Origin of the sequence: Romboutsia sp. Marseille-P6047 (assembly GCF_900604535.1) — a bacterium.
GTDB lineage: Bacteria > Bacillota > Clostridia > Peptostreptococcales > Peptostreptococcaceae > Romboutsia_E.
The window spans coordinates 114,657-130,109 of sequence record NZ_UWOT01000005.1 but is presented as its reverse complement, the minus strand read 5'-3'; the positions used below and the strand labels follow the sequence as shown (position 1 = coordinate 130,109).

Below are 15,453 nucleotides of genomic sequence, written 5' to 3'. Positions count from 1 at the left end.
ATATTTTTTTTAAAAATTTAGTTTTATATTTTAGTTTTCTAGGGTTCCGCAGTTTATAGCTGGCTGGTCCGAGAGAAAACGCATAGTTTACTGTGTACACGGAATGATAAAAGCCTGGGAGATATTTTTCATAATACTCCTATGGCTTTTTTTTATTATTATTTTTGAGGAGGCATAATTAAAATGAAAAAATTTATAATTGAAGAAGAATTTTGGGGTGTATTTCCAAATACAAAGATAGGTATAATAACTTGTTATAATATCGATAACACTATAAAAGATGAGAATAAATATGAAGATATGCTTAAAGAAGCTCAAAAAGAAGCTTTAAAACATTTAACAGATGAGGAATTTAGCAATAATGATGTTATAAAAGTTTGGAGAGATGCTTTTAAACAATTTAAAACTAAAAGAGGAGTAAGATCATCTATTGAAGCATTATTAAAAAGAGTTCATAGTAACAAAGGGTTAGGAACTATAAATCCTTTAGTTGATATTTATAACACTATATCATTAAGATATGGTTTACCTTGTGGTGGAGAAGATATAGATACATTTGTTGGAGATGTTAAATTAACTAAAGCAGTTGGAAATGAAGGTTTTATTACATTAGGATCAAATGAAAATACGCCACCTTATGAAGGGGAAATCGTGTATAAAGATGATGAAGGAGCAATTTGTAGATGTTGGAACTGGCGTGAATCAGTAAGGACTATGTTAACTGAACATACAAAAAATGCTTTCTTATGTATAGAATTAGTTGATGAAAATAGAGTAGAAGATTTTGAAAATGCTTTATCTGATTTAAAAAGATTAGTACAAGAAAACTTAGGTGGAGAATGTAAAGTTACTATACTTGATATTAATAATAAAGAAATGACAATAATATAGATTTAAGGAGGTAGATTGAATAAATGAATATTTTTACGTATAAAGATGTCTATATTGAAGATGGAAAAAGGATATTAGAAATTAATATACTACCAGAAAAGTATTGTAATTTTGACTGCATATTTTGCCCTATAGGAAGATCAAAAAATAGACACTCAAATATCATTTGAAGAAATGGATAGCTCATTAAAGGAACTAGAAAATGTTATAGAAGATACAAAAGCAGAATTAATTTTTATTAATTCAAAAGGTGAAGCACTTGTAAATGAGAAGATTAGTGATATTATCGATTTTATAAAAAATAAAGGTCTATCTGTAAGGTTACTTTCTAATGGATATATATTAGGTAGAGAAGAATATAAATGTATTGCTAATAAATGTGATGAAGTTATTGGAGAAATAAAGGTAATAACAGAAAAAGACTTCCAAAAGATACAAAGGCCAATTGAAGGATATACATTAGAAGAATATATTTCAAATATGGCTTTATTTAATAAACAATACAATGGTAAGTTTATATTTGAAATTACCATTATCAAAGGATATAATGATGATGATGAGTCAATTAATAAGTTAAAACATATTATCAAAGAAATATCTCCAAATGAAGTTAAAATTGAACGAATGGATGATGATATATTTAAGAAAAAGCTTGGTATATCAGATGAAAGGTATGAAGAAATCTTATCCATGTTGTTTTAATTTTTAGTATGCTATTTTTAATAAATGGAATTTGGATTTCATTTTTAATAAAGCTAGCAAGATAATTGCTAGCTTTTATTTTAGTAAAATTTGGATATTAATTATAAACTCATCATAAAAAATTGCATAATTGTTGATACAAATACTATAACTAGTCCAATAGCTATTTCATAATGAATTAACTTAAATCTTTCAATTAAATCCATAGAAACACTTTTCGTACTTGCATGGAATAAAGCACCGTGAGGTAAATGTTCAAACACACATGCACCAGCATTTACCATAGATGCACCAGCAATACCAGATAAACCAGAGTTTAAAATAGCACTAGAGAATGTTGAAGATGCTATTGTTGCTCCACCTGTAGTAGAAGCCGTAGCAAGTGACATTACCATACCTGATATAGGTGCTAGTAAAAATTGTGGAATACTCAACGTATCTAATAAAGATATTGTACTATGTTGCAAATTAGACATTTGAATTATTCCAACTAAAGTACCAGTACCAAGTAGTAATATACATACTCCTTGCATCTTTTCAACTCCGTAGCTTAAATATTCCTTTGTATGAACTAAATTTTTAGTAGCTATTATACAAACTATAGCGCCAACAGGTAAAGCAACTAACGGATCCACAACTATACTAGATACATTACCTAAAAATAATAAACAAATGGCTACAATAGGTCCTATAATAGATGCAAATAAGCTAGGTAAGTTTTCATCTTCTTGAATATCTATATCTATATTAATTTTACTTACTTTATTAATTAAAGTTTTTGCTAATACTGTTGTAACTAAAACACCACATATAGCAGGAACTATATTAGCAAGCATAACACTTGATAAATCTACATTAAAATTAGTTGCAGCAGCTAAAGTATTTGGGTTTGGAGATATAATATTTCCGGCTTTACCTCCACCTAATGCTGCTAAAAGTATAGCTAATTTTGAATACCCTAATTTATGTCCTATAGACATACCAATAGGTCCAACTGTAAGAACTACAACGTCTAAATCAACTCCAACAGCTGATAGTACCATAGCAGAAAGTACGATTCCTAAAATTGATTTTTTAATTCCTAAAATTTTTATTATTTCCTCTGAAATTCTATCTACAGCACCTGTTTTTATTAATGTTGCAGCTAGAAATCCTGATGTCATTACTCTTAGAATAGCAGGGGCCATGCTTTGAGCTCCATTTGCCATATACTCAACTGTACTTACTAAGTCAGCTCCACCTACAATTCCACCAACTAATGCACCGAATACTAAACAGTAAAATGGTTCAAACTTTTTAATTATAAGAATAATAGATACACTTAAACCAATTATCGCCCCAAAAGTTGTTATTGTCATATTATTTCACCTTCTTATCGTTAAATTTGTTAATACTTATTTTATACAATGAATATAAAAGCGTCAAATATAATTTAATTAATTTAATAATATTTAACAATGTTGTAATACTATGATATAATAAATTTAAATAATAATATAAATTCATTAAGTGTAAAAAACTAAAAAATAGATTAAGATATATATAAATTTAAGGAGAATGAAATGTCTGATATAAATATAGGTAAAAAAATAGCACAAATAAGAACTAATAAAAACTTAAGTGTAAGAAAGCTAGCAGAGTTATCACATGTAACTGCATCTATGCTTAGTCAAATAGAAAGAGGAAATGCAAATCCTTCTGTAAATTCATTAAAATCAATTGCATCAGCTCTAGAAGTACCACTATTTACTTTTTTCACTTCAGAAGTAGAAAAAGAAGATTTAATAGTAAGAAAAGATAGTAGAAAAAAAGTTATTTTGCCTGAAAGTGATAATGTTATATATGAAATATTAGCTCCTGGATTTAGTGATAATTTTGAATTTGCTATTATGACACTTGAACCGAATACTTCATCTAGTAATGGTGATATAAGTCATATAGGATATGAGCTAGCTTATGTTCTTGAAGGAGAAGCTACTGTATATCTTGATAATGAGGAGTTTACTATGAGTAAGGGTGATAGTATAAAGATATCAGCAGGAATTAATCATAGATGGGAAAATAACACAAATGAAGATGTGAAAGTTATTTTTGCTGTTATACTATAACAATTTTAAGATGAGATTAATAGAGCTTAGCATTTTATGTTAAGCTCTATTAAAGTATTTCTAATAATCATATCTACACTTTAGTATATATAAATCAAAAGAATTCAAATATATAAGAATATATCTAAAATAATCTTTTAAAATTAGTTTACATTACAAAAATGTAATGGTAATGAAATATACATTCATATCTAAAAAAATAAAACGCGTTTATAATAAATTTATGATAAATAAACAAAGGAGATAAAATAAAATGAAAAATGTATTAAGTGTAGAAAGTGTAGAAAAGTATTATGGAAATAAAGACAATGTTACAAAAGCTATAGATAATATAAGTTTTAAAGTTAGTGAAGGTGAGTTTGTTGGAATAATGGGGCCTAGTGGAAGTGGTAAGACAACATTACTTAACTGTATATCAACAATAGACAATGTAACAACAGGAAAAATAATAATAAATGATAATGATATTACAAGATTAAAATCTAACAGATTAGATAAGTTTAGACAAGATGAACTTGGATTTATATTCCAAGATTTTAACTTATTAGATACACTTACTGCTTATGAAAACATAGCATTAGCATTAACAATAAAAGGAGAAAAAACTTCTCTTATAGATTCAAAAATAAAAGAAGTGGCAAAATATTTAGAAATTGAAAAAATATTAAATAAATATCCTTATCAAATGTCAGGAGGACAAAAGCAAAGAGTAGCATCAGCTAGGGCTATAGTAACTAATCCATCATTAATTCTTGCTGATGAACCAACAGGAGCATTAGATTCAAAATCAGCTAGATTATTACTTGAAAGATTTGAAGATTTAAATAAATCTTTAAAATCAACTATATTAATGGTAACTCATGATGCTTTTACTGCAAGTTATGCTCATAGAATATTATTTATAAAAGATGGAAAAATCTTTACAGAATTAGTAAGAGGAAGTGACTCAAGAAAAGAGTTCTTTAGTAGAATTATGGAAGTTATTTCTCTAATAGGAGGGGATGACAACAATGTATTCTAATATGGCATTAAAAAATGTGAAAAAAAGCTTTAAAGATTATAGTATATATTTTTTAACATTAACATTAGCAGTTTGTATATTTTATAGCTTTAATTCTATAAAATCACAAAAAGCTATGATACAGATGAATGCTTCAGGTAAAGAATATACAGAAACTCTTGTTAAGATAATATCTTATGTATCTGTATTTGTAGCTTTTATATTAGGAAGTCTTATTCTTTATGCTAATAACTTTTTAATAAAAAAGAGAAAAAAAGAACTAGGAATTTATATGACATTAGGTATGTCAAAAAATAAAATATCTAGAATTTTAATACTAGAAACTATAATAGTTGGAATACTGTCATTAATAAGTGGTTTAGTATTAGGATTAATAGCTTCTCAAGGTTTATCAATACTTGTATCAAAGCTATTTGAATTTCAAATGTCAGGATATACTTTTATAATATCGAAAACAGCTATTCTTAAGACTATTTTATATTTTGGAATAATGTTTTTAGTAGTAATGATATTTAATTTTCTGTAATATCAAAATATAAAATAATTGATTTATTAACAGTTGGAAGAAAAACAGAAGAAATAAAATTTAGAAATCCATTTGTATATTTAGTTACATTTATTTTATGTGTAATTTCATTAGGTTTAGCGTATAAGTTTATTATAGATATAAATTTAAATATAAATGATAGCAGATTTCTTATGTCAATAGGACTGGGGGTAATAGGTACACTTTTATTTTCTTTAGCTTATCAGGATTTATTTTATATATTGTAAAGAAAAATAAAAGTATTTATTTCAGAGGACTAAATATATTTATAGTGAAGCAAATAAATAGTAAAGTTAATACAAACTTTATATCAATGTCAGTAATTTGTTTAATGCTGTTTATAACTACTGTTATGTTATCAACAGGATTTAGCTTTAAGAAAGCTTTAGAATCAGGGCTAGAAGAAGCTACTCCATTTGATGCTAGTGCATATATGTATGTTAGTCCACAGGATAAAGCACAAGATATAGAAAAATCCCTTGAATATATAGGTGTAAAATTTGATAAGGACGATAAAGTAGCTTATTATAATGAATATATGGATGGAAGTAAAATATATGATATTTTTAATGTAAATGATATTTCACAAAATATGAATTATGAAGTGGAATATATAAAAGTATCAGACTATAACAAAATAATGGAATTAGACAATGAAAAGATAGTAGATTTAAAAGAAAATGAAGTATTAATTACATCTAACTTTTCAAGAGTATTACCAGTAATAGAAAATTATATGAAAGATAATAATACTATCAAAATTCAAAACAAAACTTATAATATAAAAAATAAAGAAGTTATAGAACATAACTTGAAGACTGAGTTTATGAAAACTAATCTGTTAACTGTTATAGTAAATGATAAACTATGCGATGATATGAATATATCTTCAAGCTCTGTAAATGTTAATTTTGCAGGGAATAATAAGGAAAAACGTGAAGCTGATTTTACTAATGCAATATATTCATACAAAACTGAAGATACAGATTATGATAAAATAGGATTTGTAATGGGAACTAGTAGAGATGAAATTTATGAAGGAAATAAAGGTACAACTACTATTGTATTATTCGTAGGAATCTATATTGGAATAGTATTTTTAATAAGTAGTATGGCAGTTCTTGCTCTTCAACAATTAAGTGAAGCAAGTGACAGTATGGATAGATATACTTCATTAAGAAAATTAGGAGTTAATATGAAAGGAATAAATAAGACTATATTTATACAAACTTTAGTTTACTTTAGTATTCCAGTATTATTATCAGTAGTGCATTCAGTTGTAGGAATAAAAGTTGCAAATCAATTTATATCAATGTATAATCAACCCGATATAGGAGTAGCATCTTTTATAACCGCAGGAATTTTTATAGTTGTATATATAATATATTTCTATACAACTTATGTAGGGTATAAAAATATAGTAAAAAACAATATATAAACCTTATAAAATCTATTTAAAGTAGTAAACTATTTTAAATAGATTTTTTTTGTATAATAAACTACAAGATAGTATTTAGGAGTGATTAAATATATGGAAAAAATAATAATAGTTGAAGATGATGAAATAATTAGAGATGAGCTTAAAAATTTTTTAAATAAATATGGATATGAAGTGATTGCACCAAAAGAATTTGAAGATATAGTTAAGTTTATTTTAGATGAGAATGCTAACTTAGTTTTATTGGATATAAATTTACCAATTTTCGATGGATACTACATATGTAGAGAAGTTAGAAAAGAGTCAGATGCGCCAATAATAGTTGTAACAAGTAGAGATAGTGATATGGATGAATTAATGAGTATGAATTTAGGTGCTGATGATTTTGTAACAAAGCCTTATAATACCCAAATACTATTGGCAAGGATATCAGCATTATTAAAAAGAAGTGGATGTAATGTAACTTCAAGTAATATATTAACTTATAGAGACCTTAAGTTAAATTTATCAAATGCAACGATTACATATAAGGACAAAGAAATTGAATTAACTAAAAATGAAGTTAAAATACTTTCTTATATGATAAATAATAAAGGACAAATTATATCTAGAGATTTGCTGATGGAGCACTTATGGAACTCAGATTATTTTGTAGATGATAGTACATTAAATGTTAATATAGCAAGACTTCGTAAGAAATTAGATGAAGTAGGAATGGAAAATATCATAGAAACAAGAAGAGGACTAGGTTATATAATGCCATGAAAATATTAAATTACATAAAAGATAAAGGGATATTCTTAAGTATAAATCTACTTATTTTTATAATAACTGCATTTATTATGTATTTGATAAATACAAGTGTAGTTATAATTTTTAGTGTATTTTGTATATGGTTTTTCCCTTTATTAAGCTATATGTTAATAGAGTTTTTTAAATATAAAAGATATTTTAATTCTGTTAAAAATATACTAGAAAACTTAGATAAAAAATACTTATTACCTGAAGTCGTAGATGATCCAAATTTTATTGAAGGTATACAAATGAATAATATATTTAAAATATTAAGTAGAGATATGCATGAACATGTTAAATATTATAGGGTTATGCAAGAAGAATATAGAGAGTATATTGAAATGTGGGTTCATGAAATAAAGACACCTATGGCATCAAGTAAGCTTTTAATAGAAAATAATAACAATGATATTACAAGAAAGATTAATACTCAACTGGATAGAATAGAAAATTTTGTAGAACAAGTATTATACTATTCTAGAAGTGATGAGGTTGGTAAGGATTATATTATAAAGAAAGTAGAGTTATCTACAGTTGTAAAAAGTGTAATTAATAAAAATAAAAGAGACTTTATAAATAAAAGAATAAGGTTACAACTAGATGATATTAATGAGACTATATATACTGATGTAAAATGGGTTGAATTTATATTGAATCAAATAATAGGAAACTCTATTAAATACTCAAAATTAGAAGATGCTAAGATAAGTATCAGTTCAAAAAAAGTAGATAATTCAATAGTATTAATTATAGAAGATAATGGTGTAGGTATTATTGAAAAGGATGTAAATAAAGTATTTGAAAAAGGATTTACAGGAGAAAATGGTAGAAAATTTGGTAAGAGCACAGGTATAGGTTTATACTTATGTAAGAAACTTTGCGATAAATTAGGTTTAGGATTAAATTTAAAATCAACTGTAAATGAAGGAACTAGTTTAAGTATAGTATTTCCTATATATGAAAACTTAACTAATTAGTATATAAATTTTATATGTTAAAATCACTCTTATTAAATAGTAAGAGTGATTTTTTTATTTACTAAAAGTATCTAGTTTTAACGTCTTACTACTATAAATTTACCTCTTAGTCAAAATTCGTTTACACAAAAATATTAAAGGATATAATTAATACTGTGGAGAGTGGATAAATGAAAATACGAATTGAAATTGATGAAAAAATAAAAGAAGACGAAGTTATTATAAAATGTAGTAAGTTAACTGATGAGATAAATAAAATACAAGGCATGTTAAAAGAAATAATATCTAAAAAAAGTAGTATGGTATTTTACAAAGATAATATAGAGTATTTTATTTCTTTAGAAGAAATACTTTTCTTTGAAACTGAGGCAAGTATTATATTTGCACATACAGTAAATGATGTATACCAAGTAAAATATAAGCTTTATGAATTAGAAGAAATTTTACCAAATAATTTTATGAGGGTTTCAAAGTCTACGATTTTAAATGTCGATTATATTTATTCAATAACAAGAAATCTTACAGCATCAAGTATAGTTGAATTTCAACATACCCATAAAAAGGTGTATGTGTCGAGAAACTATTATAAGCCTTTAAAATTTAAGTTGTTAGAAAAGAGGAGATAGTATGAGAAAAGAAAGAATATTTTGGGGTGTGCTACTTATACTTGGAAGTATATCGCTAATAGTTAATAAATTAGGATATTTTGGTGATATCAATATGGTTAGTATAATAATTAGCATTGTATTAATTGGAATTATGATAAAAAGTATATTTTATAAAAGTTTTGCAGGTATTTTATTTCCACTTGCTTTTATATGTATAATTTTTGATGATAAGCTTGGACTTACTGCAATTACTCCGTGGACAGTTTTAATTGCAGCAGCTTTAGGTAGTGCAGGACTTTCAATGATTTTTCATAAAAAACCTAAGTGGTATGATTATAAACAAAACTATAATTGGAAGGAAGACAACTACGATACTATAGATTTTGAAGATGATAATCGTATTAGACTTGATACTAGCTTTGGTGGTAGTATAAAATATATTAATACAGAAAGTTTTGAAAGAGCTGATTTAAGTTGTAGTTTTGGATCTATGAAAATTTATTTTGATAATTCAAAGTTGAAAAATGGACGAGGTGTTATCAAGTTAGAAGCTTCTTTTGCAGGAGTGGAGCTTTATATACCTAAAACTTGGACTGTTGAAGATAGAACCAGTCAAGCTTTTGGAGGACTTAGTGAGAAAAATAAAAACTTTCCAAGCAAAGATGATATACTAACTTTAGTTGGTGATATTAGTTTTGCTGGTGTTGAAATAATTTATATATAGAAAGGCTTTAATAAATATGGTAAAAGAAATTGTAAGAGATATATTATTTTTAGAACAAAAATCAGAACTTGCAACCAAGGAAGATGCACAAGTTATAAATGATTTAGTAGATACACTAAGAGTAAATTTAGATAGATGTGTAGGATTAGCAGCTAATATGATTGGAGTTAAAAAGCGTATATTAGTATTTACTATAGGTGGAGGAATTATAGTTCCTATGGTAAATCCAGTTATATTAAAAAAAGAAAATAGCTATGAAGCAGAAGAAAGCTGTTTATCTTTAGATGGATTTAGAAAAACTATAAGATATGAAACTATAGAAGTAGAATATTTTGATGTGAATTTTGAAAAGAAAAAACAAGTATTTAAAGGATTCCCTGCACAAATTATACAGCATGAAATGGATCACTTTGAAGGGATTATAATATAATAAAAAAACTCTTAGCTTATAAACTAAGAGTTTTTTTATTGGCGGGAATAACAGGGCTCGAACCTGTGACCCATTGATTAACAGTCAATTGCTCTACCAACTGAGCCATATTCCCGTGTCTTTATAATAAGTAGAAATTATCTACTTGATCTTTACAGTTATTATTGTAACCAGTTTATTTAAATTTATTAATATTTTTTTCAATAAACTTCTTATCTTTAATTAGATAATATTAATCTAATTTATAAGCTATTTTTATTTATATAGTAGTGCTCTTTTCAGGATTGTATTTAGCTTTTGATATTAACTGAGTCATTGTACCCATTGGGCAATATACACACCAAGATCTTGGCTTAAATAGAAGCATGGTTATTATGCCTAAAATAGTAGATGTAAGCATCATACTATAAAATCCAAATGCAAACTGAGCAACCCATGGTGCAACAATACTAGTATCAACCCAATTCCAAGGTACCTTAAAAGTCCAAAGTAATTTAATAACTTCTTTTAAATTACTAGCACCTATAAATACTAGATAAGTATTAAATAACATAACTACAAACATAGTCATAAAAAATGTTAAAAATCCATATCGAAAATATTTGCTTCTTAAAAACTTAGGTATATCTTTATATCTAGACAATTTTAACTTATCACCTATTAAATTTAATAATTGACCTCTACCACAGTAAGTATTACAATATGTTTTTCCATGACCAGAAATTGAGATTATTAAAGGTATTAAAAAGCATAGAAGCCCTAACCATGCAAATAGTATATTAAATAGTCCAAGTATTAAGTAAGTTGCACTTATAATCCACATGTAATCTGTAAATGATTTTTTCTTATTTTTCATATTAAGCTTCTACCTCCACTTTTTCAATTTTTATAATACAAGCAGGACAAGCTTTTGCACATTTACCACAACCAACGCATTTATCAGAGTTTATTTGTGCAAACACACCTTGTTCTATGTGTATAATTTGTAGTGGACATACTTTTGTGCATGTGCCACATGCCACACAATATTCTTTATCAATTACAGCTTTTCTTTTTATTTTTGCCATCAATTATCCCTCCATATAACTTATTGATATTATTATATAGATTTATTGATATAGGTTCTGTGACTAAATCACATAAATGTTTCAATATAAGTGATATATATCATGGAGTAATTCAATAATATTTATATTTACTTCAACTTACTCTTGTTTTGATTTTTTTAAACTAGCCATAGTTTTTTCATCCTCATCTAAAATACTAAGAATATGCATAGCTCCATTAATATATATTTTACCTGCATCGGTTAAAAGTAATTTTCCATTATGTCGATAAAATAAAGGAGGTATACCTTCTTTTTTTTATTTGGCTAAATGTTGAGATAGAGCAGCTTGTAATACATAAAATTTTGCAGTAGAGAATCCTTTTGTAGATGATAAGGCATGGGGGGAAGTATTTAGATGAAAAAATGGATGAGATGATTAAATTTATGGAAGATAGTAAAAATAATTAAGAAATAAAAAGTCCAGCAATATTATATGCTGGACTTCAATTTGTAAAATATTATTAATTTAATAATAACAAAATATATAACAAGCATACTAATCCAACTGTAGCAATAAAAGCAAGTGTGTTAAATATACTAACAGTTTTACTTTTAAAGACTTTACTAGATATAGAGTATATTCCAATACCTATTACCCCACCTAAAGTATTTCCTATAAGATCTGTTATATCTGTTGCTCCAATAGCAAAGATAAATTGTAAAACTTCAACAGATAAACTAATTAAAAAAGCTACTGAAGTTTTTTTAGTAAAAGACCAATCTTGTTTTAACATACATGTGTAAATTCCAACAGGAACGAATACCAGTATATTATTAATAATTTCACTGATATATATTTTTCCGTTAACAATAACTGAGCCAGAAAAAGGAATTATATTAATACTTCTATTGTTATCAATCTCACTAAATGATAAATTCATTTTAAATAAAATAATCCATATTAATATACAAAAATATATTGCAGACAAAATCATAGTTAAATTAAGTTGTTTTTTATTTTTCATTTAAGTTCTCCTAAATATTTAATTATAGTATAAAAATATAAAATATCTTTCATTTTGATTAAACTCAGTAAATAAATGACAAAAAATTTAATCAAAACTTATTCTATAATATTTATGGCGATATTCTTTAGGCGTAAGACCTGTTTCATTTTTAAATACGCGAATAAAGTAACTTTGAGAGCTAAAAGAAAGATATGAGCTAATATCTGAATAGGAATAATCCGAGAATTTCAACATATTTTTAGCTGCTTCAATGCGTTTTTTTATTATGTAATTAGTAATAGTAATTCCAACTTCTTTTTTAAAAAGAGTAGAAAGGTAGCTAGGATTTAAATCAACATACTCTGCAAGTTTAGTAACATTGATAACTTCATTTAAGTGATAATAAACATAATCCATGCATAGAACAATTGGTTTAGAGTAAATATTTTTCTTTTGTAACTCATTCATATGTTTAGTAAAAAAAGTAAACATTTCTGTATGTATATCTTTTACCTCATTAGTACTTTTACATTTATCTATTTTTTGTATAAATAAATCGCTAGCATTATAAGCTGTTTCTGGTTCCATTCCACCTTCTATTGCAAAACGAGTTGCTAATGTAATAGATGCAACAAATAAATATTTTATATTATTAATAGGATTATCTGAAAGTACACCTACTGTTGAAGATGAGAACATTTTTATACTTTCTTCAATAGCCTTTATTTTGCCTTCTTTTAGATATTCATATTGAAGCATCTCCTCATCATAGGTATGATGTCTATATTCATTTTCTCTATTTATAAATGCCATATATTCAAGTTGCTTTTTATTTATAGATTTATTTTTACTAATCACTATTACCAACTCCTTTTATGTGAGAATTATACCATAGAACTAATAAATTTATTATAAATATTTTATTGAGAATGATATATTGAAGTAAATAAATTATTTAATAAATATGGTGTTGGATAGGAGAATTATTATGAGAAAAGTTTCAGAAAGCATAAAAGATATTTTGAAGAAAAATTTAATAAACTTAATACCTTTTGAAGAAAATCAACTGTATAAAGAAATTTATATAGATTTTCTAAAAGAGATGATATATAAGTAAAGTAGATAGAATTATATTAACAAAAAATAGCCCTAATAAATAAGGGCTATTTTTAATTTTAATCAAGATTTAACAATAATGTCTTTTATGATAATGATAGATAGCTTAGAATTTAAATGTGTATATAAAATAAAAATAATAAATTTATTTATAAAAAGTGTAACGAAATGAGTTTTTTTATCACTAATATCATGAAAGGAGATTTATGTTACTAAAAAAAAATATACGAAGAATATAAGCAAGATGTATTTAAATATCTTGTAACCTTAACATATGATACCTCACTTTCAGAAGATTTAGTGTCTGAAACTTTTCTAGGTGCATTAAAGTCATTATATAAATTTAAAGGAGAATGTAGTATTAAAACATGGCTTTTTTCAATTGCAAGAAATAAATGGTACGAGTATTTACGCAAACAAAAGCCAACTATTTCTATAGATGACTTAGCTTATAACTACCTTTTAAGTGAAAATGATTTAGATGGTTCTTTAATAAAAAAGGAACTTGCAAGTAAAATAAATACATTACTTGATAATGAATCATCTAGAACAAAAGATATTATTTTTATGAGAATTGAGGGATACTCATATTTTGAAATAGGAAAAAAGTACAATATATCTGAAGGCTCTGCAAGAGTAATAGATTATAGAACTAAAAAGAAAATTAAAGATACTTTGATGAAGGAAGGAGTAGTATATGAATAAAATATCATGCGATATTTGTATGGATCTAATTCCATTAGTGAAGGATAAAGTAGCTAGTGAAGATAGTCAAAATGCAGTAATTAAGCATATAGATAAATGTAGTCAGTGTAGAAGTTTATTTAATGAAACTAATACCAAAAATCATAATATAGATGATAAAAAAATTATATCTAAAATAAAAAAACAACTTATACTGGTATCAGTTATATTAGTTATACTAGGCTCATTTATAGGTATAGCAATTACTGAAAGTGAAAATATGTTTTACAATATACTAATTATGCCTACCATAGGAGCTTTATCATACTTTGCTCTTAGAAAAAAATCATACATTACCTTAGTAACCATGTTTGCTTTTACATATGTATATAATTTAATTAAATATATAATAGGTGGCATATTTGATAAATCTCAATTGTTATCATATATAACAGCTCCTATATTGTGGGCTATAATATATACCGGACTTTGTGCTATTGGGATTTTAATTGGATTTTTACTTTATATTGCGTTAAAAAAGGAGAAAAAATAATGAAAAAATTTATAAAAATTTTATCAGGGGGATTAGCTTTTTTATTAATAATAGTTATACTGTACTTTGCAAATGGTTTATTAGGAAATCCTATATCTAAGACAGTAGCAAATAATGTGTCCAAAGAATATATAGCTAAAAATTATCAAAATATGAAATTAAATTTATCAAATGCTTCTTATAGTTTTAAAACAGGTGATTATTATGTTCAAGTAAAGTCTCCTATAAGTAAAGATACACATTTTTCACTTACCATATCACCTCTTGGAAAAATAATAGGGGATACTTATGAAAGTGATGTACTTGGTAAGTTTAATACTTTAACAAGAATAGATAAAATTTATAATGATAAAGTAAATAATGTTATTGAAAGTAAGGAATTTACATATAAAAGTGATATTTATTTTGGTGAATTGAGTGAAGATATGTTAGATAGAAATAAGTTAGAGTTAGATAAGGATTATAATTTATATGAATTAGGTAAAAAGGCAGGTCATATTGTTCTTTATATTCAAGATGAAGATGTTAGTTTTAAAAAAGCTAGTGAAATTTTACTTGATATAAAATCTATGCTTGATAAGCAAAGTGTATCATTTTATTCTATTGATTTTACTTTACAAAAGCCGAGAAATGAAAATGGAGAATTAAGTTCAGATGATAGCTATATAAGTGTAGAAAAGTTTTTATATAAAGATATATATGAAGAGGATTTAGAAAATCGTGTATTAAAAAGTTACGAAGATTTACAGAAGTATTATAAAGAACAAGATTTGAAAAAGGAAGAAATATTAAATTAAAAAAGAC

21 protein-coding genes, 1 tRNA gene and 1 riboswitch are annotated in these 15,453 nt (G+C 25.5%); of the genes, 16 read left to right on the top strand and 6 right to left on the bottom strand.

Annotated elements, in window-relative coordinates; all coding sequences use genetic code 11:
* Positions 1-27: 27 nt before the first annotated feature.
* A riboswitch (guanidine-I (ykkC/yxkD leader) is annotated at positions 28-123 on the top strand.
* A 60-nt stretch (positions 124-183) separates the two neighbouring features.
* From EIH23_RS06925 to EIH23_RS06920, 3 genes are read left to right on the top strand one after another with little or no spacing between them, the layout of a single operon-like run.
* Positions 184-891: a B3/B4 domain-containing protein gene (locus tag EIH23_RS06925; protein ID WP_122639491.1), complete on the top strand. Its 708-nt coding sequence runs from the start codon at positions 184-186 to the stop codon at positions 889-891.
* A gap of 23 nt (positions 892-914) precedes the next feature.
* On the top strand, positions 915-1,061 hold the full coding sequence (locus tag EIH23_RS16870) for a hypothetical protein (protein WP_330566193.1): 147 nt from the start codon (positions 915-917) through the stop codon (positions 1,059-1,061).
* A gap of 4 nt (positions 1,062-1,065) precedes the next feature.
* Positions 1,066-1,593, top strand: a complete 528-nt coding sequence (locus EIH23_RS06920; protein WP_330566192.1) for a hypothetical protein — start codon at positions 1,066-1,068, stop codon at positions 1,591-1,593.
* A gap of 101 nt (positions 1,594-1,694) precedes the next feature.
* Here EIH23_RS06920 and EIH23_RS06915 read toward each other — a convergent pair whose 3' ends face one another.
* The gene (locus tag EIH23_RS06915) at positions 1,695-2,951 is read right to left on the bottom strand and encodes a GntP family permease (RefSeq protein WP_122639490.1); all 1,257 of its coding nucleotides are present in this window, start codon (positions 2,949-2,951) and stop codon (positions 1,695-1,697) included.
* A 204-nt stretch (positions 2,952-3,155) separates the two neighbouring features.
* On the opposite strand from EIH23_RS06915, the gene EIH23_RS06910 reads away from it, so the two are divergent.
* From EIH23_RS06910 to EIH23_RS06875, 9 genes are all read left to right on the top strand, one after another.
* Positions 3,156-3,701, top strand: coding sequence for a cupin domain-containing protein (locus EIH23_RS06910; protein WP_122639489.1), 546 nt, complete (start codon positions 3,156-3,158; stop codon positions 3,699-3,701).
* A gap of 253 nt (positions 3,702-3,954) precedes the next feature.
* Positions 3,955-4,722, top strand: coding sequence for an ABC transporter ATP-binding protein (locus EIH23_RS06905; RefSeq protein ID WP_122639488.1), 768 nt, complete (start codon positions 3,955-3,957; stop codon positions 4,720-4,722).
* Positions 4,712-5,248 carry an FtsX-like permease family protein gene (locus tag EIH23_RS16865; RefSeq protein ID WP_330566191.1) on the top strand — a complete coding sequence of 179 codons (537 nt, stop codon included), beginning with the start codon at positions 4,712-4,714 and terminating at the stop codon, positions 5,246-5,248. Before EIH23_RS06905 ends, EIH23_RS16865 begins: the two co-directional genes overlap by 11 nt.
* 292 nt (positions 5,249-5,540) lie before the next feature.
* Positions 5,541-6,707: an FtsX-like permease family protein gene (locus EIH23_RS16860; protein ID WP_330566190.1), complete on the top strand. Its 1,167-nt coding sequence runs from the start codon at positions 5,541-5,543 to the stop codon at positions 6,705-6,707.
* A 93-nt stretch (positions 6,708-6,800) separates the two neighbouring features.
* The gene (locus tag EIH23_RS06895) at positions 6,801-7,472 is read left to right on the top strand and encodes a response regulator transcription factor (RefSeq protein ID WP_122639487.1); all 672 of its coding nucleotides are present in this window, start codon (positions 6,801-6,803) and stop codon (positions 7,470-7,472) included.
* The gene (locus EIH23_RS06890) at positions 7,469-8,479 is read left to right on the top strand and encodes a sensor histidine kinase (RefSeq protein WP_122639486.1); all 1,011 of its coding nucleotides are present in this window, start codon (positions 7,469-7,471) and stop codon (positions 8,477-8,479) included. Before EIH23_RS06895 ends, EIH23_RS06890 begins: the two co-directional genes overlap by 4 nt.
* Before the next feature lie 170 nt (positions 8,480-8,649).
* Positions 8,650-9,105, top strand: coding sequence for a LytTR family DNA-binding domain-containing protein (locus tag EIH23_RS06885; RefSeq protein WP_122639485.1), 456 nt, complete (start codon positions 8,650-8,652; stop codon positions 9,103-9,105).
* A gap of 1 nt (position 9,106) precedes the next feature.
* Positions 9,107-9,811 (top strand): LiaF transmembrane domain-containing protein, encoded by a 705-nt coding sequence (locus EIH23_RS06880; RefSeq protein WP_122639484.1) that lies wholly within the window; start codon positions 9,107-9,109, stop codon positions 9,809-9,811.
* Positions 9,812-9,827: 16 nt separating this feature from the next.
* The gene (locus tag EIH23_RS06875) at positions 9,828-10,241 is read left to right on the top strand and encodes a peptide deformylase (RefSeq protein ID WP_122639483.1); all 414 of its coding nucleotides are present in this window, start codon (positions 9,828-9,830) and stop codon (positions 10,239-10,241) included.
* Between the two features lie 39 nt (positions 10,242-10,280).
* On the opposite strand, the gene EIH23_RS06870 is transcribed toward EIH23_RS06875, so the two are convergent.
* The 5 genes from EIH23_RS06870 to EIH23_RS06850 form a co-directional block, all read right to left on the bottom strand.
* A tRNA-Asn gene (locus EIH23_RS06870) sits at positions 10,281-10,356 on the bottom strand.
* Positions 10,357-10,500: 144 nt separating this feature from the next.
* Entirely contained in the window at positions 10,501-11,097 is a 597-nt protein-coding gene (locus EIH23_RS06865) for a 4Fe-4S binding protein (RefSeq protein ID WP_122639482.1), read from the bottom strand.
* A 1-nt stretch (position 11,098) separates the two neighbouring features.
* A complete protein-coding gene (locus EIH23_RS06860) occupies positions 11,099-11,308 on the bottom strand; it encodes a 4Fe-4S dicluster domain-containing protein (RefSeq protein WP_122639481.1) in 210 nt (69 codons plus the stop codon).
* Between the two features lie 502 nt (positions 11,309-11,810).
* Positions 11,811-12,314 (bottom strand): VanZ family protein, encoded by a 504-nt coding sequence (locus EIH23_RS06855; RefSeq protein WP_122639480.1) that lies wholly within the window; start codon positions 12,312-12,314, stop codon positions 11,811-11,813.
* Between the two features lie 87 nt (positions 12,315-12,401).
* The gene (locus EIH23_RS06850; protein ID WP_206425645.1) at positions 12,402-13,154 is read right to left on the bottom strand and encodes a helix-turn-helix domain-containing protein; all 753 of its coding nucleotides are present in this window, start codon (positions 13,152-13,154) and stop codon (positions 12,402-12,404) included.
* A 130-nt stretch (positions 13,155-13,284) separates the two neighbouring features.
* Between EIH23_RS06850 and EIH23_RS16715 the strand changes: the two genes are divergently transcribed.
* The 4 genes from EIH23_RS16715 to EIH23_RS06835 all read left to right on the top strand — a co-directional run bounded on the left by EIH23_RS16715 (position 13,285) and on the right by EIH23_RS06835 (position 15,446).
* Positions 13,285-13,413: a hypothetical protein gene (locus tag EIH23_RS16715; RefSeq protein WP_279265827.1), complete on the top strand. Its 129-nt coding sequence runs from the start codon at positions 13,285-13,287 to the stop codon at positions 13,411-13,413.
* Between the two features lie 221 nt (positions 13,414-13,634).
* Positions 13,635-14,117 (top strand): RNA polymerase sigma factor, encoded by a 483-nt coding sequence (locus EIH23_RS06845; RefSeq protein ID WP_122639479.1) that lies wholly within the window; start codon positions 13,635-13,637, stop codon positions 14,115-14,117.
* Complete coding sequence (locus tag EIH23_RS06840) at positions 14,110-14,649, top strand: zf-HC2 domain-containing protein (RefSeq protein ID WP_122639478.1); 540 nt, start codon at positions 14,110-14,112, stop codon at positions 14,647-14,649. The genes EIH23_RS06845 and EIH23_RS06840 overlap by 8 nt, the downstream gene beginning before the upstream one ends.
* On the top strand, positions 14,649-15,446 hold the full coding sequence (locus tag EIH23_RS06835; RefSeq protein WP_122639477.1) for a YfjL-like protein: 798 nt from the start codon (positions 14,649-14,651) through the stop codon (positions 15,444-15,446). Before EIH23_RS06840 ends, EIH23_RS06835 begins: the two co-directional genes overlap by 1 nt.
* Positions 15,447-15,453 lie beyond the last annotated feature (7 nt).